Source organism: Caldimonas thermodepolymerans, from assembly GCF_015476235.1.
In the GTDB taxonomy this organism is placed as follows: Bacteria; Pseudomonadota; Gammaproteobacteria; order Burkholderiales; family Burkholderiaceae_C; genus Caldimonas; species Caldimonas thermodepolymerans.
In genome coordinates this window covers 1,032,671-1,052,008 of the sequence record NZ_CP064338.1, presented here as the reverse complement: position 1 = coordinate 1,052,008, position 19,338 = coordinate 1,032,671, and the positions used below count along the sequence as shown (strand labels likewise).

The following is a 19,338-nucleotide window of genomic DNA, read 5'->3' as shown; positions in this document are numbered from 1 at the left end:
CTTCGGAACCGGCGAGCGCCCTCGGCTGCGCTCAGGGACGCCCGATGCCGTGGTACTCGATGCCCAGCGACCGCATCAGCTTCGGCTCGTAGAGGTTGCGGCCGTCGAACACCGTCCGGTCGGCCAGCGACTCGCGCAGGGCCTCGAAGTCCGGCGTGCGGAATTCCTTCCATTCCGTGACGATGATCAGCGCATCGGCACCTTCCAGCGCGGCCCGCGCCGAGTCGGCATAGCTCAGCCCGGGGGTGCCGGCCAGCACCCGCTGCGCTTCCGGGACCGCCACCGGGTCGTAGGCCTGCAGCTTGGCCCCGCGGCGCGCCAGCTCGGCGATCACCACGCGGCTCGGCGCGTCGCGCATGTCGTCGGTGTTGGGCTTGAACGCCAGGCCCCAGACGGCGAAGGTCTTGCCCGTCAGCTGCTCGCCGTAGCGCGCCACCACCTTGTCCACCAGCACCAGCTTCTGGCGGTCGTTGACCGCCTCGACCGCCTGCAGCAGCTGCAGCGGCTGGCCGGCATCGGCGGCGGTGCGGATCAGTGCCTTCACGTCCTTGGGGAAGCACGAGCCGCCGTAGCCGCACCCGGCATAGAGGAAGTGGAACCCGATGCGCGGGTCGCTGCCGATGCCCTGGCGCACCAGTTCGATGTCGGCGCCCAGCTTTTCCGCGACCAGCGCCAGCTCGTTCATGAAGCTGATGCGGGTCGCGAGCATCGCATTGGCCGCGTACTTCGTGAACTCGGCACTGCGCAGGTCCATCACCATCATGCGGTCGTGGTTGCGGATGAATGGCGCGTACAAGGCCTTCATCAGCAGGATGGCGCGCTCGTCGTCGGCGCCGACCACCACGCGGTCAGGACGCATGAAATCGGCCACCGCAGCGCCTTCCTTGAGGAACTCCGGGTTGGAGGCCACAGCGAAGTCGAGCCGGATGCCGCGCCGGTCCAGCTCGTCCTGCACGGCGGCCTTGACCTTGTCGCCGGTGCCCACGGGCACCGTGCTCTTGTCCACGATGACCTTGAAGTCGGTCATCGTGCGACCGATGTTGCGCGCCGCGGCCAGCACGTACTGCAGGTCGGCCGAGCCGTCCTCGTCGGGCGGCGTGCCCACGGCGATGAACTGGATCGTGCCATGGGCGACCGCCGCCTCGACGTCGGTGGTGAACTCCAGCCGCCCGCCGGCCACGTTGCGCTGCACGATCTCCAGCAGGCCGGGCTCGTGGATCGGGATGCCGCCTTCCTTCAGGATGCGGATCTTCTCGGGGTCGACGTCGAGACAGACCACGTGGTTGCCCATCTCGGACAGGCAGGCGCCCGTGACGAGGCCGACATAACCGGTGCCAATGACCGTGACTTTCATGATGCGTTGAACCTCGAGCGATCAGGGATGGGGGAATTGCGCAAGCGCCCGCCTCAACGGTTGCGGGCCACGGGACGACGTGAAAGCAGCCAGGGCAGCATGCGCATCACGAAAATGCTGTTGGTGACGAGGTAGCGCTTCCACAGGCGACGCGGCTCGCTGAGCAGCCGATGGAACCATTCCAGCCCGCAGCGCTGCATCCACGTCGGTGCGCGGCGGATCGTGCCGGCGTGGTAGTCGAACGCCGCACCGACGCCGACCATCACCGCCTGGATGCGGCCGCGGTGGGCAGCCATCCACTTCTCCTGCTTGGGGCACCCGATGCCCACGAACAGCACCGCCGTGCCGGCGGCGTTGATCTGCCGCGCGTATGCCTCGTCTTCCTCGGCCGACAGCGGCCGGAACGGCGGCGAGACGAGTCCTCCGATCCGCAGCCGGGGGAACGCCCGCAGCAACGACGCCTGCAGCTTCGCCAGCGTGTCCTCGGTGCCGCCGTAGAAGAACACCACCTGGCCGCGGCGCTCGGCTTCGGCCAGGTACCTCCACATCAGGTCCGGGCCGTTGATGCGCTCCTGGCCGGCGAAGCCCGCGCGCCGCAAGGCCCAGGCGACCGGCGCGCCGTCCGGCGTGGCCATGTCGGCCTCGTCGAGGACGGTGCGGAAGGCGGCATCCTGCGTCGCGGTGACGACCGAATGCACGTTGCAGATGCAGACGTAGCGCGACTCGCGCCGCTCGCCCCATTGCACGAGGCGACCGACCGCATCGTCCCAGCTCACCGCGTCGATGAACGAGCCCAGCACGGGTGCACCCTCACGCGGCCTGGCGGGCACCCTGGCGGACATGCTCGATGGCGTCGGCATAGATCTCCATCAGTTGTTGGTAGTTGCGCTCGGGCGTGTAGTGCGCCTCGTAGGCTGCACGCGCGGCCTGCCCCATCTCGCGCATCGCCTCGGGGTGTGCCTCGGCCCATTGCAGCCGGCGGGCGAGGTCCTGGGCATCGCCCGGCTCGAACAACAGGCCCGTGACCCCGTCCTCGACGATCTCGGCCAGTGCCCCGATGCGGCTGGCGATCACGGGCAGGCCGCATGCGTACGCCTCGGCGATGGTGCGAGGAAAGTTCTCGTACCAGAGGCTCGGCACCACGAGATAGAGCGCGCGGCGCATCAGCGCCAGGATCTCGTCCACCGGACGGAAGCCCAGGTAGCCTCCGCCAAAGGTCTGCCGGGCCAGCGGCGCCAGTTCGCCGTCGCCGACCACCGACACCCGCGGATGCGGAAGCTGGCGCACCGCGGCCGCCAGCACGTCCAGGCCCTTCTCGGGCGAGAGGCGCCCCACGAACAGGCCGCCTTCGCGCTGGGTCCACGCGGGGCGTTCGGGGCTGTCGATGAAGTTGGGCTTGATGCGGATGCGCTCGGCTGGCAGCCCGGCCTGCACGAACTTGTCGCGGCAGAAGCGGTTCAGCGCCACGTAGCGCGTGACCTTGTGCCGATAGGTGCCGAAGGCACGGTGCAGCACCACCGTGCCGGCCAGCACGCCGCTTTGCGCGATCGAGCCGCGATAGCAGGCGCGCACCACGCCACGCCACGGCAGGCGCCCCACGCAGTCCTCGCAGACGCGGCCCTCGCGCAGCAGCATGGCCTGGGGGCACATCAGCCGGAAGTTGTGCAGCGTCTGCACCACCGGCACGCCCGCGCGGTCGGCGGCCCAATACAACGAGGGCGACACCAGCGGGAAGGTGTTGTGCGCATGGATGACGTCAGGCCGGAACGCCTCGATCACGCGTGCCAGTTCTTCCGTGGTGCGACTGGACCAGACGGTCTGCGCCGCCAGCTTCACCCGCGACTGCGCGGCGATCTCGTCGTTGTGGCGAGCGTAGAGCCGCACCGCGTGCCCGCGCTGCGCGAGCAGCGCGAACTCGGCCTCGCACACCGCATCCTCGCCGCCGCGCTGCTGGTAGGCGTTGTGCACCATCAGCACGCGGGGCGCGCAGCCGTCGTCGCGCTCGACCTTCATGTCTTCCACTCCGGCGCCGTCTCGCCGAGCCGGGGGGCGTCCAGGCAGCGGCCGATGCCCTCGGTGAAGCGGCGCGCCATGTTCTCGACGGTGTAGCGCCCGGCCGCGTCCGCGCAGCCCTGCCTGAGCCGCTGCGCGACCTCGGGCCGGGCCAGCAGCATCACGGCGGCGTCCACATAGTCGTGCAGCGTGTCGGGCGTCATCAGGCCGTTGTGGCCGTGCCGCAGGTACGCGATCTCCGGGCTGTGCAGCCGGCAGTCGGTGGTCAGCATCGGCACGCCGCAGGCGAAGGCGTCGAGCACGCCGAGCCCCACCAGCCCGGGGTTGAGCATGACCTGCGCAAGCGCGACGGCCTCCACCTTGTCGCGCCCGGTGCGCACGCCCAGGTAGTGCACCCAGGGGTGCCGGGCCGCGTGCTGCTCCACCATCGGGGCCAGCGGTCCGCTGCCGACGATCAGCAGCTCGAAGTCCGGCACGCGGCGACGGATCGCCCCAGCAGCCTGCAGCAGGAAGTCGATGCGCTTGTCGGCATACAGCGAACCGACGAACACGCCGACGTGGTGGCCGGTCAGGCCGAGCTTCGCGCGCGCCGCCTCCACAGCGGTTGCGTCGATCTGGCGGCGCCACTCGATGAGCTCCTGGGTGTCCACCGCGTTGTCGAGCACGGTGATGCGCTCGGGCGCATAGCCTTGCGCCTGGACCAGGTCCGCGCTCAGGTCGGTGTAGGCGAACCACCAGTCGACGCGCCGCGTGGTCCAGCGCTTGAAGCGCTCCTTCCAGCCGTCGGGCCGGTCGGACTGCAGGTTGCCGCCATGGCCCCAGAACGCGATGCGCGGCGGACGCCGGACCGTCAGCGCCACCAGGTTGTACAGCAGCTTGTTCTCCTGCGTGACGATGACGAGGTCGGCGTCGCGCACGCGCGGGCCGAAGTTCTGCCAGCACAGGCGGCCGCCGGCCAGGTAGCGCGTCGGCAGGTGCTCGGCCCACCCGACCTGTCCCCCGTCGCGCTTGGTCGCCTCGACCGGCGTCGGGTCACCATGCAGCAGCCGCAGCTTCATGCCGCGCTGCGACATCAGCGTGCGCATGCGTTCGAACAGGGGCACGCGGTAGTTGGTCAGGCGCCGCTGCACGATGACGACCTCGGGCACGCTGCTCATGCCGCACCTCCCCCGGTCGCGGTCCGGGGTGCCACCGCGTCGCCGGTGCCCAGCATCTGGGCATAGAGCCGCCGCCAGCTGTCCACGAAGGCCCCCGGGTGGCAGCGCTGCACCGCACGCCGCGACGCCTCGCCCATGCGGTGGAGCTCGTCGGCGGGCAGCTCCAGCAGGGCCTGCATCGCGGCGCGGATGGCCTGCGCGCGACGCTCCACGGCCCAGCCGTTGACGCCGTCGTGCACCAGCTCCTCGACCCCGTACAGGCCGCGCGTGACGACCAGCGGCAGCGCCGCTGCGGCCGCCTGGTGGACCGCCAGCGAGAACGTCTCGTAGGTGGACGGGAACACGAAGCCGTCGGCGCACCACAGGCAGGGACGCACGTCGGCTTGCAGCCCGAGGAAACGGACGCTGCCGTCCACGCCGTGGCGCAGCGTGAGCTGGCGAAAACTCTCGATCTCGCCTGGCTGCCCGCCGACCACCAGCAGCCGGGCCCGCTCGCGCAGGCGTGGTTCCAGCCCGGCCAGCGCCTCGATCACCAGACCGAGGCCCTTGCGCGAGAAGTCGCCGAGCGCGACGAAGGCGAACACGAAGGCGTGCTGCGGCAGGCCGAAACCGGCGCGTGCGGCGGCGCGATCGAAGCCGGGGGGTCGACGGAAGCGGTCGGTGTCGACCGGGTTGGGGATCGTCACGAGCTTGGACTCGCTGCCCGGATAGCAGGCTGCCACCTCGCGCGCCAGCCCGAGCGACGGCACCACGACGCGCGTGGCGCGGGCCACCGCACGCGCTTCGGTCCAGGCATTGAAGCGGTGGTTGATCCAGCGCGCCCAGCGCCGCGGACCGCGGACGCCGGACTGCTTCCACGGCCCCTGCAGGTAGGCGCGGTGGCAGAAATGCGCGTACACGATGTCGGCACCGACGAACTGGCCCTGCGTGGCCTGCACCAGCGCCGCGCGGCCGCCGGCCAGACGCCACGCGAGCAGCTTGAGCCTGGCCAGGCACTGGAAGGCGACGTAGCGCAGGAACAGCGGCTTGCGCGGCACCGGCACGCGCTTCCAGGCGAGCCGCTCGCCCACCGGCAGCTCGCACTGGTCGGCGAACACCGTGACGCGGTGGTCGGACAGCAGCCCCTGCACCTGCGTCAGCACGCAGCTGCCCGCAGGGCTGCCCGACGTCGGCGACTGGTCGACGACAACGACGTGCGGGATCGGACTCATCGAAGCTCCGTCGAGGTCCTGCAGGCAGACGACGGCGCGCGCGGCGCGATGACGATGACGCGCACGTGCGCGAACCGCATGGACCGGGGCTCCGGCCATCTCGTGTTCATGTGTTTTCCTCCCTGGCGGGGCCGCATGGCAGGCAGCGTGGCGGTCCCGATCCCCATTGAAGCATTTTCCGCGCCAGTGACGGGTGGGCAGCACACACTGCGTTTCATGTTTAACGAGAACATCCCCCTCACCCGCGGGTAGGATTCACCCGACTTCACTTTTTCCGAAGGTGTTCCCTCCAGCGTCGTGGCGCGGAGGATCGAGCAGCCACTTCCTCAACCCCGTTCCAGGAGGTCCTGCGCCGTGTCGCGCCCGCCGTGTCCTGCCCCGCTTCTGCTGCATCGCCAGTGCCGCCGGGTGTTCGCGATGGCCGCCACGGTGCTCGCATGCGGCATGGCAGCGTCCTTCGCTGCGGCGCAGGAGGGCTCCCGGCCCGCGGGAGATGCGGCGGTCCCGCTGCCCGCCTCGTCCGCGGAACTCGCTGCCGCCCCTCGCCCGCCCGCACCGCAGCTGGCCCGGCGGGTGAACGCCTGGGGCAACGCACGCTACGCCCATGACGATGGCGACCGCACCCGGGCCGAGACGGTCGGCACGGCACCGCAGGGCACGGGCCGCGGGCAGCGCTTTCACGTCATCGACCGCGCCCAGGGCGATGCCCAGCTGGCCTACGCCTTCTCGCCCGAACGCGGCCGGCTGTACCGCGCATCGCTGAAGCTGCGTGCCGACAGGCCGGCGCGCGTGGAGGTGATGCTGCGCCGCGAGGGACCGCCTTACGATCCCTATGCCCTCGCGACGGTGCAGGTGGGCCCGCAGTGGCAGCAGGTGCAGCTCGAAGGCCGACCGATCTCGGAAGGCGGCAGTTCGCTGCGCATCGCGCCGCTCGAGACCGGCGTCGACGTCTGGATCGACGACGTGCGCGTGGAGCCGGGCCCGCCGCAGGACTTCCGTCCCGTGCTCGAGCAGCCCTTTGCACCGGAGATGTTCGGCCTGCACCTGATGCGGCTGGGCATGCACATGAACTGGCCGCAGTTCGACCCGGGCCTCGTGCGCCTGTGGGACACCCGCACGATGTGGAAGGACCTGCAGCCCGAGCCGCATCGCTGGGATTTCTCCAACACGGGCTTCAGGCGCCTCGACCTGTACGTCGACCACATCCGCAAGCACAGCCCGGCCACCAGGATCCTCTACGTGCTGGGGCAGACCCCGCAATGGGCCTCGAGCGCGCCACAGTCGCACAGCCCGTACGGCGAAGGTCACGCCGCGCCGCCGCGCGACCTCGAGGACTGGCGCGACTACGTGCGCACGCTGGCGCGCCGCTACGCCGGTCGCATCACCCACTGGGAGCTGTGGAACGAACCGGACTACCGCATCTTCTACCTCGGCTCGGTCGAGACCATGGTCGAGATGGCCCGCATCGCGCACGAGGAGCTCAAGGCCGCGGACCCGCGCAACACCATCGTCTCGCCCGGGCTGACCGCCAGCCAGGGACTGCGCTGGCTCGACCGCTTCCTGGCCGCTGGCGGCGGGCGCTACGTCGACGTCATCGGCTTCCACTGGTACTACTCGTTCCATCCCGAGGGCCTCGCCGCCTTCATCGACAACGTGCGCGGCGTGATGCGCGCGCATGGCGTGGACCACAAGCCGCTGTGGAACACCGAGGGCGCGCTCGGCTTTCCTGCGAAGGACCAGGACGGCGAGCCGGTGCATCCGACGCTGGCACAGCAGCGCGGCCTGACCCTGCGCGCCCTGCTGACCATGTGGTCACGCGGTGTCAGCGGCTTCGCCTACTACTTCTGGGAAGGCCGCCTGCCGGGCGAGAAGATGCTGACGAACGACTTCAAGCACTACACGGAGTCGGGTCGCGCCTACCTGCGCGCGGCCGGCTGGCTGAAGGACGCCCGCATGGTCGACGGGTATCGCACGCCGCAGGGCGTGCACGTGGTCCGGATGGAGCGCGGTGCACGCACCTTCCGGTTCCTGTGGTCGGCCGCCGAGCCCGTCACGGTGCGCCTGCCCGAGGCGTGGCAGGCCCGCCGCATCGCGCGGCTGGATGGGTCGACCGGTGAAATTTCGACAGATCAGCGTGTAGTTGTTACCGGGGCACCGGTGCTGATCGAGTAGCAACCACGCCGGTCAGGTGCAGGAGAGAGACCGGCGGATCCGCGCCTTCGGGTGCGGATTTGATCACACGACGAGGGCAACGACTTTCTTTTACTTACTTTTGACGCAGCCGCGTTGCATTTAGGGGGTGAAGCCCGACCCGTGCATGCCCGTATAGACGGGTATCGCTGATGGCGCCCAGCGCTCAGATCCCAGTCTGACAACGCCACACGCGGGGAAGGGCCTTACACGGACGCTGACGTCGCACCGGCTCCCGGCCGGTGCCGTGGCTTGCTGCACCCCGCTTCTTCGCTCGAACACTCGTGTCCGCGCGCCGCCCAGGCGCGCCCGGGCTTGGCTTCGACGTGCAAACCAGACTGTCAGGACCAAGAATGACTTCGTTCCTTCATCGTTGGGCACTGCTTTTGCCCGTGCTCGCGCTCGCCGCCTGTGGAGGCAACGGCGGCGGCTCCCAAACCAGCCTCGAACCGGCGTCCGACGACCTCGCGCTGTCGGAAACCTACCCAGGTGATGCAGCAGGCGACGTGCCTGCCGAGGAAAGCCCGGAGATGATGGGCCCCGTCACCGTCGACCGCACGCCCGACATGGGCCCTGCCGAAGGCGCCGGGATCGAGACGGCGATGGCCGCGGGCGACGCGAGCGATCCCACCCTGGTCGCCAGCAGCGACTTCGAGGGCACCTACACCGATCGGGCCCCCGGCTGGACGGTCAACTACTGGGGTGAGGTCGGGTTCGTCGTCGCACGTGAAGCCACGCCCGCGAACGTCTACGCCGGCTCCAGCTCGCAGCGCTTCCGTGTCACCCGGCGCGCCTCAGGCGCGGACGCCCACCTGATCCGCAGCTACGGCTTCGAGAACGGCAAGACCTACCGCGCGGCGGTCTACCTGAAGGCCAGCGCCCCGACCTCCGCCACCATCCAGATGCGCTACGACCTGCCGCCGTACACGGTGTTCGGCGCCAAGAAGGTCGACCTGACCACCAGCTGGCAGCGCGTCGAGGTCGAAGGCGTCTACACCCAGCGCGGCGGCGGTTCGGTCCGCTTGGTCGTGGGCTCGACCAACGTCGACGTCTACATGGACAACATGACGCTGCGCGAAGTGCCGAACGGCTCCGGCAGCTCCGCGGGCGGCATCGCGCTGCCGGCATCGGGCGGCTCGGCGGTCCAGGTCAACACGCTCGCCACCTCCGACCTGGAAGGCAGCTATTCGTCCACCGCACCCGGCTGGCGGGTCAACTACTGGGGCAACCCCATGCCGCGGTGGATCGTCCAGCGCGAAACGCGCCCCGAGCACGTGCGTTCCGGTTCGTCCTCGCAGATGTACCAGGTCAACGCCATCGGTGACGGCGACGTCCACCTCACCTACCCCTTCGCCTTCAAGAAGGGCAAGAAGTACCGCGCCTCGGTGTGGATCAAGTCCAGCGTCAACGCCACCGTGCAGGTCTTCATGCGCCGCGACGCCCACCCGTGGGATCCGTTCGCGAGCAAGACCGTCGCCGTGACGCCGACCTGGCAGAAGGTCGAGATCACCGGCACCTACCTGGCCGACGTCGGCGGCACGCTGCGCATCGCGCCGAAGACGATGGGCGCCACCGTGTGGATCGACGACGTGACGATCTCCGAGGTCATCGAGAACCCGGTGGCACCGGTGAACACCAACCCCGTCCCGAGCACGCTGTTCGGCATCCACATCAACAAGTTCGGCGTCCACCAGAACTGGCCGGGCCTCGGCCACGGCATCGTCCGCCTGTGGAACACCGGCACGACCTGGCGCGACCTGGAGCCCTCCAACGGCGCGTGGAACTTCACGACCAGCACGGCCGGCCGCCGCCTCGACATGCTGGTCGACTACGTGAAGAAGCACGACCCGTCGGCCGAGATCCTGTACACGCTGGGCCAGACGCCGCAGTGGGCCTCCAAGACGCCGAACGTCAGCGGCCTGTACGGTCCGGGCGCAAGCGGCACGCCGGCCAACATGGCCGACTGGCGTGACTACGTGCGCACGCTGGCCCGTCGCTACGCCGGTCGCATCCGCTACTGGGAGCTGTGGAACGAGCCCGACTACCCGCCGCACTTCAACGGCACGGTGGAAGAGATGATCGAGATGGCGCGCATCGCGAAGGAAGAGCTGAAGGCGGCCGACCCGAACAACAAGCTGGTGTCGCCTGGCCTGACGGCCGGCCAGGGCATGCCGTGGCTGAACAACTTCCTGGCTGCCGGCGGCGGCCAGCACGTGGACATCATCGGTTTCCACTGGTACTTCGACACCTCGCCCGAGAAGCTGGGCCCGGCGATCGAGAACGTGCGCCAGCTGATGACCACCTACGGCGTGGGCAACAAGGAGCTGTGGAACACCGAAGGCGCCCCGGGCTGCGACGCGCTGACCTACACCTGCTCGACCTTCGTGCCGACCCAGGAGCAGAAGCGGGGAACCACCGCCCGTGCGCTGCTGATGATGTGGGCCAAGGGCGTGAGCAACCAGAACTACTACTTCTGGGAGCGCACCGAGGCGCTGTCCCGACTCGTCGAGAACGACTACAAGACCCCGACCGCGGCGGCGATCGCCTACAAGGAGGTCGTCAGCTGGATGAAGGGAGCCCGCATGGTCGACGGCTACCGCGTGAACGACAAGGTCTACGTGTTCCGCATGAACCGCGGCGCCGACAACTACGTGATCCTGTGGTCCACGACCCCCGGCACGGTGGTGAACCTGCCGTCGAGCTGGAGCGTCTACAAGATGCGCACGCTCGCCGGCACGGAAGCCGCGATCCCCTCCTCGCGGCAGCTGACCATCGGCATCGAGCCCGTGATGCTCAAGCCCTGAGGTGGTGGCACCACCTTCGGCAAGAAGCCGCCTTCGGGCGGCTTTTTCTTTGCCTGTGGCCGAGCGCCGCCCGCGCTACCGCGCGACGAAACGCCTGAGTTCCTGGATCGCGGTGCGGTTCAGGACGAACGTCAGCACGGCATAGACCGCCACCCCGACCAGCACCCCGCCGACCAGGCGCAACAGCATCGAATGCAGCGTCGACGACAGCGGCTCGCCGGCCAGCCCGACCGCCACCGCCATCAGCACCGTCACCCCCAACGGCCGCGCCAGGGTCTTCGCGAGGTCGGCCAGCCCCAGGCCGACTTGGCGCAGCGCGATGTGCAGGCACGGCAACGCGTTCAGCACGTTGGCGACGAAGTACGCCTGGGCCACGCCCAGCACCCCCCAGTGCACGCCGATCACGAACGACGACACCATCAACGTCGCGCTGTACAGGCCCAGGAAGAACATCAGGCGGGTGCGGCCGGTGGCCATGAAGACGGTGCCTGTGGTCGCCACCAGCGACTGGATGAAGCCCACCGGCGCGAGCCAGGCCACGATGCCGGCCACCTCGTGCCACTTGCTGCCCAGCACCGTGTCGACGAACTCCTCGCGCAGCACGAACAGCCCGGCCATCAGCGGCCCGGTGATGCAGGCGATGACGAACAGCACGCGCAGGTACAGCCGGCCCATCGCCTCCCGGTCGTCCTGCTGCCGGCTCATCACCGGGAACAACGCACGCGAGGCCACCAGCGTCAGGTTCATCATCGGGAACAGCATCAGCCGGTAGGACAGCGTGTACGGCCCCAGGCTGGCCGGCCCGAGCATGCGGCCGATGATGAAGCTGTCGGCGTTGCGCGAGAAGTAGTTGATCAGCTGGAAACCCACCAGGTAACCGCTGAAGCCCCACAGCCCGCGCAGCGCTTCCCGGCTGAACCGGAACCTGGGTCGCCACGGCGAGGCGTGCCACATCTGCAAGGTGCCGAGGATGGGCGCCACCAGCGCCTGCATCACCAGGCTGTAGGCGCCGAAGCCGTTGAGCGCGGCGGCAATGCCCACCAGCAGGCCGATCGCCTGCGAACTGACCTCGATGCGGGCAATCGTCGCGAAGCGGTGTTGCCGCTCCAGCAGGGCCTGGTGCACGCTGGCCGAGGCACCGATCGGGAACGGCAGCGCCAGCAGCATCAGGATGCCGGCCACCTCCGGGGTGCGGTACCCGGCCGCCAGCCAGGGAGCGATCAGCATCACCGCGGCCCCGACGGCCGAACCCATCACGCAGGCGAACCAGAAGGCCGTGTGCTTGGTTTCCTCGTCGAGCTCCTTCTTCTGGATCACGGCCTGCACCGTGCCCAGGTCGCGGACGATGACCGCCAGGTTGACGACCACCATGGACATGGCCACCAGGCCATAGTCGCGCGGATTCAGCAGGCGCGACATCACCAGCACGCCGCCGATCTGCAAGACGATGCGCGCGGCCTGCGCCAGCCCCAGCCAGCGTGCGTTGCTCAGTGCACTCATCTGGACAGCGCGTCCGCCCGCAAGGCACTCCTGCGCGGCTGGCCGGCGGCACGCCCCGCCCGGGGCCCCGGCCGGCCCGGCATGCGGGGCGGCACGTCCCCGGCATCGGTGGTGATCCGCCCATGCGCTTTCGCGCGATGCCATGCCGCAACGGGCGTGGCCCGCCGATCGCGCGCACGCCCGCGCCAGCGACCCGCCCTCACTTCGTCGTTCATCGTGTTCCTCCCTGATGGTGCCAGCGGTCGAGCCTCACCCTAGCGTCCCATGGGCCGGCGCACCCCGAGCAGCAACGCGACCATCTTGAGCCAGGACATCGGATCGAACCCCAGGCTGAAGAAATGCGCCACGTCGCGCAGCCGGGGCCGCAAGCCGTACACCCTGGAAAACATCTGCAGGAACAGCCGCTGCCGCAGGGCGGGCGGCTGGTCCGCGTACTTGGCCGACATGCGCAGGTAAGCGGCCATGATCTTCTCGCGCGAGGCCTTGGTGATGCGGTCCGGGCGCGGCGCATCCAGGAAGTAGTACAGGCCCGCGTCGAGCAACCGTCCCGGGCCATGGGTCATCAGCACGCGCACGTAGAAGTCGAGGTCCTGCCACGCCGGCATCTCCTCGTCGAACAGCCCCGCGTCGATGTAGGTCTGCCGCGGCGCGAAGATCTGGTTGCCGATCAGGTTGGCGGTGAACATCTGCTCCACGCTGACCGAGCCGGCACGGCGGGTGGTGAACGCCGGGCCGCGACCGATCACGACGTCCTGCGTGTACAGGCAGGAGAAGCGCTCTCCGGTACGTCCCAGCAGGTCCCAGTAGGCCAGCAACGACTTCAGTCGCTCCGGGTGGAAGTAGTCGTCGTCGTCCAGCCCCGTGACGAAGTCGCCCGTGGACCGCAGGATGGCCTTGTTGCGTGCCGCGGGAGCCCCGCCCGGCGTTTCGTTGTGGACGACGATGACGCGCGCATCGGCCGCCGCCAGGGCGTCGAGGTAGGCCCTGGTGCCGTCGGTCGAGGCGTCGTTGACGACGATGAGCTCGAAGTCCTGGTGGCTCTGCTCCAGCACCGACCGGACCGCGCGCTGCAGCAGCTCGAGCCGGTTCCTGGTCGGGAGGTAGACGCTGACTTTCATGGTGCCGACTGCCCGTCGGGGCGGGCGGGGCCGAACGCAAGCGTCGGTTGCACCTGGCCCAGCCATTCGATGTACGGTGCCAGCGTGCGCTTCCAGGCATATGCCTTGACGGTGCCGCGCACGGTCTCGGCGTCCAGCGGGGCCTCGCGCGCGAAGTAGCGCCGCACGGCATCGGCCACCGCCTCGCCGGTCAGGGCCTCGATGAACACGCCGTTGTCCGGATTCACCAGTTCATTGAATCCGCCGACCCGGGTAGCCGCCACCGGGACGCCGAGCGAAAGCGCCTGCAGCAGCACGCCGCTCTGGTCGATGTGGCGGTACGGCAGCGCCACCAGGTCCGCAGCGGCGAACACCCGGGCGATCGTGGCCTCGTCGACGTAGCCGTCGAACCAGCGCAGCCGGCCGGTCTGCCGCAACGCCACCAGGCGCGCACGGATCGCGTTGCCGTAGCTGTCGGGCGTGCAGCGGCCGGCCATCAGCAGGGTCACCTCCGGCATGCGTTCGACGGCATCCATCAGCAACTCGACCCCCTTGAAGGGCGACACGTGGCCGAAGAACAGCACGGTGCGCGCATCGGCCGGCAGGTCGAGCAGCCGCTTGGCCTGCGCCTTGCTGCAGTCCAGCGGCGCCACCGCGTCGTTGAGGCCGTGCGGCACCAGCAGGATCTTCTCGGGGCGGATGCCGAACTGCTCGATCAGCCCCTGCCGCGTGCTCTCCGTGTGCACCAGCAACCGGCTCGGGATGCGGTAGATCCACCAGTACAGGCGGCGCATCGCCGCGGTGTGGCGATCGTGCGGCAGCAGGTTGTGCACCGTGAGCGACAGGGGCCGGCCGGTGCAGCGCAGCAGCGCGCATTCGACCAGGCCGACGATCCACTCGGGCCGCAGCATGCCGATGATCATGATGGGGTGCCGGGGGCGCAGCAGCGCCAGGGCAACGAGCTTGACGTGATAGCGCAGCAGGCCGAGCGCCTTGCCCCATCGCGGACGCTTCTCGTCCTGCGATCCGCGCAGGTTCTGGAAGCGCACGCCGGGATGCAGCCTGTCCACCAGCGTGGTGTCGGAGCCGAGCAGCCGCACCGGCACCCCGTTTTCCGTCAGCCCGTTCGCGACCCCCAGTTCGTAGTGCGACTGGAAGCCGTGCGACACGAGCAGGAGTTCCTTGGGCATTTCTCGCATTCCCCTCTACACACCGCAACCACCAGGATCGGCGCCCCGGGCCTCACCGGCGCCGGCCGTCTGCCTCAGCGCAGCAGGCCCGCCGAGCGCCGCTGGCAGAAGTCGGTCCAGCTCCGGCGTATCCCCTCTTCCAGCGTCGTGGTGGCCTGCCATCCGAGTCCGTGCAGCCTCGACACATCGAGCAGCTTGCGCGGCGTGCCGTCAGGCTTGGAGGCATCGAAGGTGATCTCCCCCTCGAAACCGACCACCCGCATCACGGTCTCGGCCAGTTCGCGTATCGTCACGTCCTGCCCGGTGCCGATGTTGACCAGCGGGCCGTCATAACCCTGCTCCATCAGGTACACGCAGGCATCGGCCAGGTCGTCGACGTACAGGAACTCCCGGCGCGGGTGGCCGCTGCCCCACACCGGCAATGTGCGGTCGCCGCGCTCCTTGGCCTCCTGGGCCTTGCGGATCAACGCCGGCAGCACGTGGCTGTTGTGCAGGTCGTAGTTGTCGTTCGGCCCGTAGAGGTTGGTCGGCATGACGCTGACGTACTGGCGACCATGCTGGAGGTTGTAGCTCTCGCACAGCTTGATGCCGGCGATCTTGGCGATCGCGTACGGCTCGTTGGTCGGCTCCAGCGGCCCGGTCAGCAAGTACTCCTCTCGGATCGGCTGCGGGCAGTCGCGCGGATAGATGCAGCTCGACCCGAGGAACATCAGCCGCTGCACGCCGGCCTGGTGTGCCCCGTGCACCAGGTTGCACTCGAGCATCAGGTTCTCGTAGAGGAAGTCCGCACGATAGGTGTTGTTGGCAAGGATGCCGCCCACCCTGGCGGCTGCGACGAAGACGTAGTCCGGCCGCTCGGCCTGCAGGAACTGGTGCACGGCACGCGCATCGAGCAGGTCCAGCTCCTCGCGGCCGGGGGTCAGCAGGTTGTCGTAGCCCGCCGCCCGCAGGCGCCGGACGATGGCCGAACCGACCATGCCCCGGGCTCCGGCGACGAACACCTTGCTGGAGCGGTTGACGACGGCAGTCGAAGTGGTCATCTCGATGGGATCCTCGGTGAGCTGCGCATCCGTTCACGCGACCAGGGGACGACGCTCGTGCAGGCGCAGCAGCTCGCGGTCGATGCGGTCGAGCAGCGCACCGGATGCCTGCGACGTCACCTTGCGGACGAAGAACTTCTGCGAGGCGCGCAAGGCTTCGAAATCGCTCTCGGTGTGCACCTTGCGCAAGCCCGGCGGGATCAGGTGCAGGTTGGACAGCAGGTGCACCGACGGTGCCTGGTACGGCACGAAGCCGTCGCTGCGAAACAGGAAGTCCGAGTTGGCGACGATGGTGTGGAAGAAGTGCTCGTCAGGCGCAAACGAGGTGCGCATCCAGCGCACCACGTCCGGGCGTTGCTGGATGTACTCCATCACGAACTCGCAGCATTCGCGCGTCAGTGCCCAGAACGCGCTGCCCCAGGCCGGCACGATGCCGGTGGGACGCCGCTTCTTCACCACCTGCCGCAGCAGGCGGCCGAAGCCGCGCCGCACCTTGGTCTGCAGCCATCCGGACGGCAGCCAGGGAATCTCCTCCATGAACCAGTAGTACTCGTGGAAGATGCGGAAATGCGGCGGCACCGAGGCGTCGATGAAGCGGATGAACTCGTGCTGGGGCTGCTGCGCGAACAGGGCGCGCAGCTCCGCGGTGGGCCGGATCGGGTAATCCAGCCCCGACAGCATCATGAGGTGCCGGTACGGCCGGCCGCTGTCCAGTGCGGCACGCATCGCGCGCAGCGTCGCCTCGACCGGCGAATACGCCCCCCACGACACCCGCACGCGCGGCTCCACGAAGTGCACGCAGCGCGGCAGGTCCTGGTCCCGGAACGGCCCGATGTCGAACTTGGCGTCGATGTGCAGGTAGATGTCGGCATGGTCGTCGATCGCCCGGCACAGCCTGGCCACCTGGGCCGGGTCGGTATGCGCGAGGATCAGGTAGGCGACCTCCGGGACCGGCCCGCCAGCCACCGCGCGCAGCGGTGCCTCCTCGACCCGGTGCGGGCCCGTCAGGGCCTCGAAGGAGCGATGCGTCAGTTCGTTCATTCGTGGTAGTCGTACGCCTGGAATCCGGCCATCTTGACCATCGAGTCACGCCGCGCGGCGTTGTAGTCGCACTCGACCATCTCGCGCACCAGTTCGTCGAAGCTGGTGCGCGGCATCCAGCCGAGCTTCTCCTTCGCCTTGGAGGGGTCGCCCAGCAGGGTCTGGACTTCTGTGGGCCGGTAGTAGCGCGGGTCGACGCGCACGATCACCTCGCCGACCTTGCAGCGGGCCCGCTTGCCCTCGACCTTGGCGACGATGCCCACCTCGCGTTCTCCCTCGCCTTCGAACACCACCGTGATGCCGAGCTCGGCGGCGGCCCGCTCGACGAACTGGCGCACGCTGTACTGGTGGCCTGTGGCAATGACGAAGTCCTCGGGCTGCTCCTGCTGCAGCATCATCCACTGCATCTCGACATAGTCGCGCGCATGGCCCCAGTCACGCAGCGCGCCCAGGTTGCCCAGGTAGAGGCAATCCTGCAGGCCCAGCGCGATGCGCGCCAGGGCCCGCGTGATCTTGCGTGTCACGAAAGTCTCGCCGCGCACCGGGCTCTCGTGGTTGAACAGCACCCCGTTGCAGGCATACATGCCGTAGGCCTCGCGGTAGTTCACCGTGATCCAGTAGGCATAGAGCTTGGCCACCGCGTAGGGGCTGCGCGGATAGAAGGGCGTGCTCTCCTTCTGCGGCACCTCCTGGACAAGGCCGTACAGCTCGCTGGTGCTGGCCTGGTAGAAGCGGGTCTTCTTCTCCAGCCCCAGGATGCGGATCGCCTCGAGCAGGCGCAGCGCCCCCAGCCCGTCGGCATTGGCGGTGTACTCGGGCTCCTCGAAGGACACGGCCACGTGGCTTTGCGCCGCGAGGTTGTAGATCTCGTCGGGCTGGACCTTCTGCACCACGCGGATCAGGCTGGTCGAGTCGGTCAGGTCGCCGTAATGCAGGATGAAGTCGCGGTTGTCGACATGCGGATCCTGGTAGAGGTGGTCGATGCGGTCGGTGTTGAACAGCGACGTGCGGCGCTTGATGCCGTGCACCTCGTACCCCTTCTTGAGCAGGAACTCCGAGAGGTAGGCACCGTCCTGGCCGGTGACGCCGGTGATGAGAGCGATTTTCTTCCGGGGCATCTGGGTCATCTCGGTCGAGTCCCTCCAGCGTTGCGGAAAGCGTGCCCGGGGTGCACCGTCAGAGGTCGGTGGAGCCGAACACGCGCGACTGGTACTGCGGCGCAATCGATTGCGCGATCTCGCGCAGGAACCTCTCCTGCGCGGCGTAGGCGGCCTGGTTGTCCGGATGGATGCTGGAGACGCGCACCAGCATGCCGTCCGGAATCCGGCCGCGCAGGCCGTAGCTGAGCTGGGCCAGCTTCTGCTCGGTGTTGGTGCCCACCACCCGCTCGCCGACCACCACCCAGTACATCACCGGCTCGTTGCGGCTGCCCAGCCGGGTATGGACCTTCTGCACCGGGATGTCGCGCCCCGCCACGCCGGACAGGGCGTCGCGCTGCACCGACAGCACCTGGAAGCCCTGCGCCGGGTAGCAGACCTCCGGCCGGTGCACCTGCATGCTGTCGGACTGGTCGCCGCCATAGGCCACCGACAGCATCACGCGCTCGCCCCGGCTGTTGACGTAGGTGCGAGCCAGCACCTGGCTGTAGATCTTGTCCAGTTGCGCCTGCACGTCCGGTGACGGCACGACCACCGGTACCCGCTCGTCGATGCGCCAGTCGCCGAACTGGCGCGGGAACACGGTTTCCAGGTCGATCGCGGGGCCCTGGTCGGCCATGCGGATCGACGGGCGCGCCACCACCGCCATGGCCGATGCCAGGCACATCAGACCGGCCACGATCCAGACGCGCAGCCGGATCATGCCGCCCCCTTCCGCTGGCCGCCGCGCCGGTCGAACAGGCCCAGCACGCTGTCGAACGCGAACAGCAGCGCCAGCGCAATGACGAACAGCACCATGCCGGCGGTGCCGTGGATGAAGCCCTGCCCGGCCTCGTCGCCGAAGTGGTAGGTCACCAGCACCAGGATCATCACGCGCAGGGCATTCGCCACGAAGGCAATCGGCAGGATGCTCAGCACGATCAGCGCGTTGCGCCAGCGGCTGGCATGCCCCATCAGGTACAGGTACAGCAGGCCGACCGCGGACAGGCTGAACATGCTGTTGAGGCCGGAGCATGCGTCCGCCACCAGCAGCTGGTACTGTCCGATCTGCAGCACCACCCCGCTGCGCGCGATCGGGTAGCCAAGCTCGTACAGCACGACCTCGGCCACCACCGACACCGAGCGCTTCAGCGGCCCGGTCATCGAATCGATGATGGCCGCCGGCAGCGGCGCCATGAACACGAGGAACAGGATGGGAAACGCGACGACGCGCACCGCGCGCCAGCCGAACAGCACCGCGCAGGCGCCGGCCAGCAGCGGGATCTGGGAGCCGACCTCGAACAGGATGATGTCCTGCGAACGCCCGAACACGTAGAGCAGCAGCCCGAAGGCCAGCACCACCCAGCCGAGCGCCGTCCTGCCCCCGTCCTGCGCGACGGCCGCGAACTCCTCGCGCTTCTGCCAGAACAGCCACAGCGACACCGCCAGGATCAGCGGCCCGTGGCCCTGTTCCTCGCTCTGCCAGATGGTGCGCCACAGCTCCAGCACCGTCGGCGTGTACATCAGCAGCAACCCCGCGACCAGCGGAACGGCGGTCATGAGCCACGGCCGGCGGGTGTCGGCGATGGGCATGGCGGTCTGCAT

Annotated in this window: 15 protein-coding genes; 2 read left to right on the top strand and 13 right to left on the bottom strand. The window is 69.0% G+C overall.

The features are described from left to right. Window positions 1-31: 31 nt before the first annotated feature. From IS481_RS05085 to IS481_RS05065, 5 genes are read right to left on the bottom strand one after another with little or no spacing between them, the layout of a single operon-like run. Window positions 32-1,354, bottom strand: coding sequence for a UDP-glucose dehydrogenase family protein (locus IS481_RS05085; protein WP_104356158.1), 1,323 nt, complete (start codon window positions 1,352-1,354; stop codon window positions 32-34). A 53-nt stretch (window positions 1,355-1,407) separates the two neighbouring features. Then, window positions 1,408-2,154, bottom strand: a complete 747-nt coding sequence (locus tag IS481_RS05080) for a WecB/TagA/CpsF family glycosyltransferase (protein WP_232529463.1) — start codon at window positions 2,152-2,154, stop codon at window positions 1,408-1,410. A 10-nt stretch (window positions 2,155-2,164) separates the two neighbouring features. Then, on the bottom strand, window positions 2,165-3,367 hold the full coding sequence (locus IS481_RS05075) for a glycosyltransferase (protein ID WP_104356156.1): 1,203 nt from the start codon (window positions 3,365-3,367) through the stop codon (window positions 2,165-2,167). After that, the gene (locus tag IS481_RS05070; protein ID WP_170067434.1) at window positions 3,364-4,524 is read right to left on the bottom strand and encodes a glycosyltransferase family 4 protein; all 1,161 of its coding nucleotides are present in this window, start codon (window positions 4,522-4,524) and stop codon (window positions 3,364-3,366) included. The genes IS481_RS05075 and IS481_RS05070 overlap by 4 nt, the downstream gene beginning before the upstream one ends. Further along, a complete protein-coding gene (locus IS481_RS05065; protein WP_170067433.1) occupies window positions 4,521-5,735 on the bottom strand; it encodes a glycosyltransferase family 4 protein in 1,215 nt (404 codons plus the stop codon). Before IS481_RS05065 ends, IS481_RS05070 begins: the two co-directional genes overlap by 4 nt. 444 nt (window positions 5,736-6,179) lie before the next feature. Here IS481_RS05065 and IS481_RS05060 point away from each other — a divergent pair, with 444 nt between their 5' ends. Continuing rightward, on the top strand, window positions 6,180-7,907 hold the full coding sequence (locus IS481_RS05060) for a glycosyl hydrolase (protein ID WP_146079507.1): 1,728 nt from the start codon (window positions 6,180-6,182) through the stop codon (window positions 7,905-7,907). Window positions 7,908-8,317: 410 nt separating this feature from the next. Then, a complete protein-coding gene (locus tag IS481_RS05055; protein WP_170141375.1) occupies window positions 8,318-10,729 on the top strand; it encodes a carbohydrate binding domain-containing protein in 2,412 nt (803 codons plus the stop codon). Between the two features lie 75 nt (window positions 10,730-10,804). Here the strand turns inward: IS481_RS05055 and IS481_RS05050 are convergent, their stop codons facing one another. From IS481_RS05050 to xrtB, 8 genes are all read right to left on the bottom strand, one after another. Continuing rightward, window positions 10,805-12,229, bottom strand: a complete 1,425-nt coding sequence (locus IS481_RS05050; protein WP_170067432.1) for an MOP flippase family protein — start codon at window positions 12,227-12,229, stop codon at window positions 10,805-10,807. A gap of 254 nt (window positions 12,230-12,483) precedes the next feature. After that, on the bottom strand, window positions 12,484-13,347 hold the full coding sequence (locus IS481_RS05045) for a glycosyltransferase (RefSeq protein ID WP_165908716.1): 864 nt from the start codon (window positions 13,345-13,347) through the stop codon (window positions 12,484-12,486). Then, window positions 13,344-14,516, bottom strand: coding sequence for a glycosyltransferase family 4 protein (locus IS481_RS05040; protein ID WP_165908715.1), 1,173 nt, complete (start codon window positions 14,514-14,516; stop codon window positions 13,344-13,346). Before IS481_RS05040 ends, IS481_RS05045 begins: the two co-directional genes overlap by 4 nt. Window positions 14,517-14,590: 74 nt before the next feature. Next, window positions 14,591-15,556, bottom strand: a complete 966-nt coding sequence (locus IS481_RS05035) for a GDP-L-fucose synthase family protein (protein WP_104356149.1) — start codon at window positions 15,554-15,556, stop codon at window positions 14,591-14,593. 33 nt (window positions 15,557-15,589) lie between these two features. Next, window positions 15,590-16,597 (bottom strand): beta-1,6-N-acetylglucosaminyltransferase, encoded by a 1,008-nt coding sequence (locus IS481_RS05030; protein WP_104356148.1) that lies wholly within the window; start codon window positions 16,595-16,597, stop codon window positions 15,590-15,592. Continuing rightward, window positions 16,594-17,715: a GDP-mannose 4,6-dehydratase gene (gmd, locus tag IS481_RS05025; protein ID WP_104356208.1), complete on the bottom strand. Its 1,122-nt coding sequence runs from the start codon at window positions 17,713-17,715 to the stop codon at window positions 16,594-16,596. The genes IS481_RS05030 and gmd overlap by 4 nt, the downstream gene beginning before the upstream one ends. Before the next feature lie 58 nt (window positions 17,716-17,773). After that, a complete protein-coding gene (gene epsI, locus IS481_RS05020) occupies window positions 17,774-18,457 on the bottom strand; it encodes an exosortase-associated protein EpsI, B-type (protein ID WP_104356147.1) in 684 nt (227 codons plus the stop codon). Next, window positions 18,454-19,338 carry an exosortase B gene (gene xrtB / locus IS481_RS05015; protein WP_104356146.1) on the bottom strand — a complete coding sequence of 295 codons (885 nt, stop codon included), beginning with the start codon at window positions 19,336-19,338 and terminating at the stop codon, window positions 18,454-18,456. Before xrtB ends, epsI begins: the two co-directional genes overlap by 4 nt.

Coding starts and splice junctions, on each gene's coding strand:
- xrtB (WP_104356146.1), bottom strand. CDS start 19,338: ATGCAGACCGCCATGCCCATCGCCGACACCCGCCGGCCGTGGCTCATG.
- IS481_RS05040 (WP_165908715.1), bottom strand. CDS start 14,516: ATGCCCAAGGAACTCCTGCTCGTGTCGCACGGCTTCCAGTCGCACTAC.
- IS481_RS05045 (WP_165908716.1), bottom strand. CDS start 13,347: ATGAAAGTCAGCGTCTACCTCCCGACCAGGAACCGGCTCGAGCTGCTG.
- IS481_RS05085 (WP_104356158.1), bottom strand. CDS start 1,354: ATGAAAGTCACGGTCATTGGCACCGGTTATGTCGGCCTCGTCACGGGC.
- IS481_RS05065 (WP_170067433.1), bottom strand. CDS start 5,735: ATGAGTCCGATCCCGCACGTCGTTGTCGTCGACCAGTCGCCGACGTCG.
- IS481_RS05060 (WP_146079507.1), top strand. CDS start 6,180: ATGGCAGCGTCCTTCGCTGCGGCGCAGGAGGGCTCCCGGCCCGCGGGA.
- IS481_RS05050 (WP_170067432.1), bottom strand. CDS start 12,229: ATGAGTGCACTGAGCAACGCACGCTGGCTGGGGCTGGCGCAGGCCGCG.
- IS481_RS05035 (WP_104356149.1), bottom strand. CDS start 15,556: ATGACCACTTCGACTGCCGTCGTCAACCGCTCCAGCAAGGTGTTCGTC.
- IS481_RS05075 (WP_104356156.1), bottom strand. CDS start 3,367: ATGAAGGTCGAGCGCGACGACGGCTGCGCGCCCCGCGTGCTGATGGTG.
- IS481_RS05070 (WP_170067434.1), bottom strand. CDS start 4,524: ATGAGCAGCGTGCCCGAGGTCGTCATCGTGCAGCGGCGCCTGACCAAC.
- IS481_RS05030 (WP_104356148.1), bottom strand. CDS start 16,597: ATGAACGAACTGACGCATCGCTCCTTCGAGGCCCTGACGGGCCCGCAC.
- gmd (WP_104356208.1), bottom strand. CDS start 17,715: ATGCCCCGGAAGAAAATCGCTCTCATCACCGGCGTCACCGGCCAGGAC.
- epsI (WP_104356147.1), bottom strand. CDS start 18,457: ATGATCCGGCTGCGCGTCTGGATCGTGGCCGGTCTGATGTGCCTGGCA.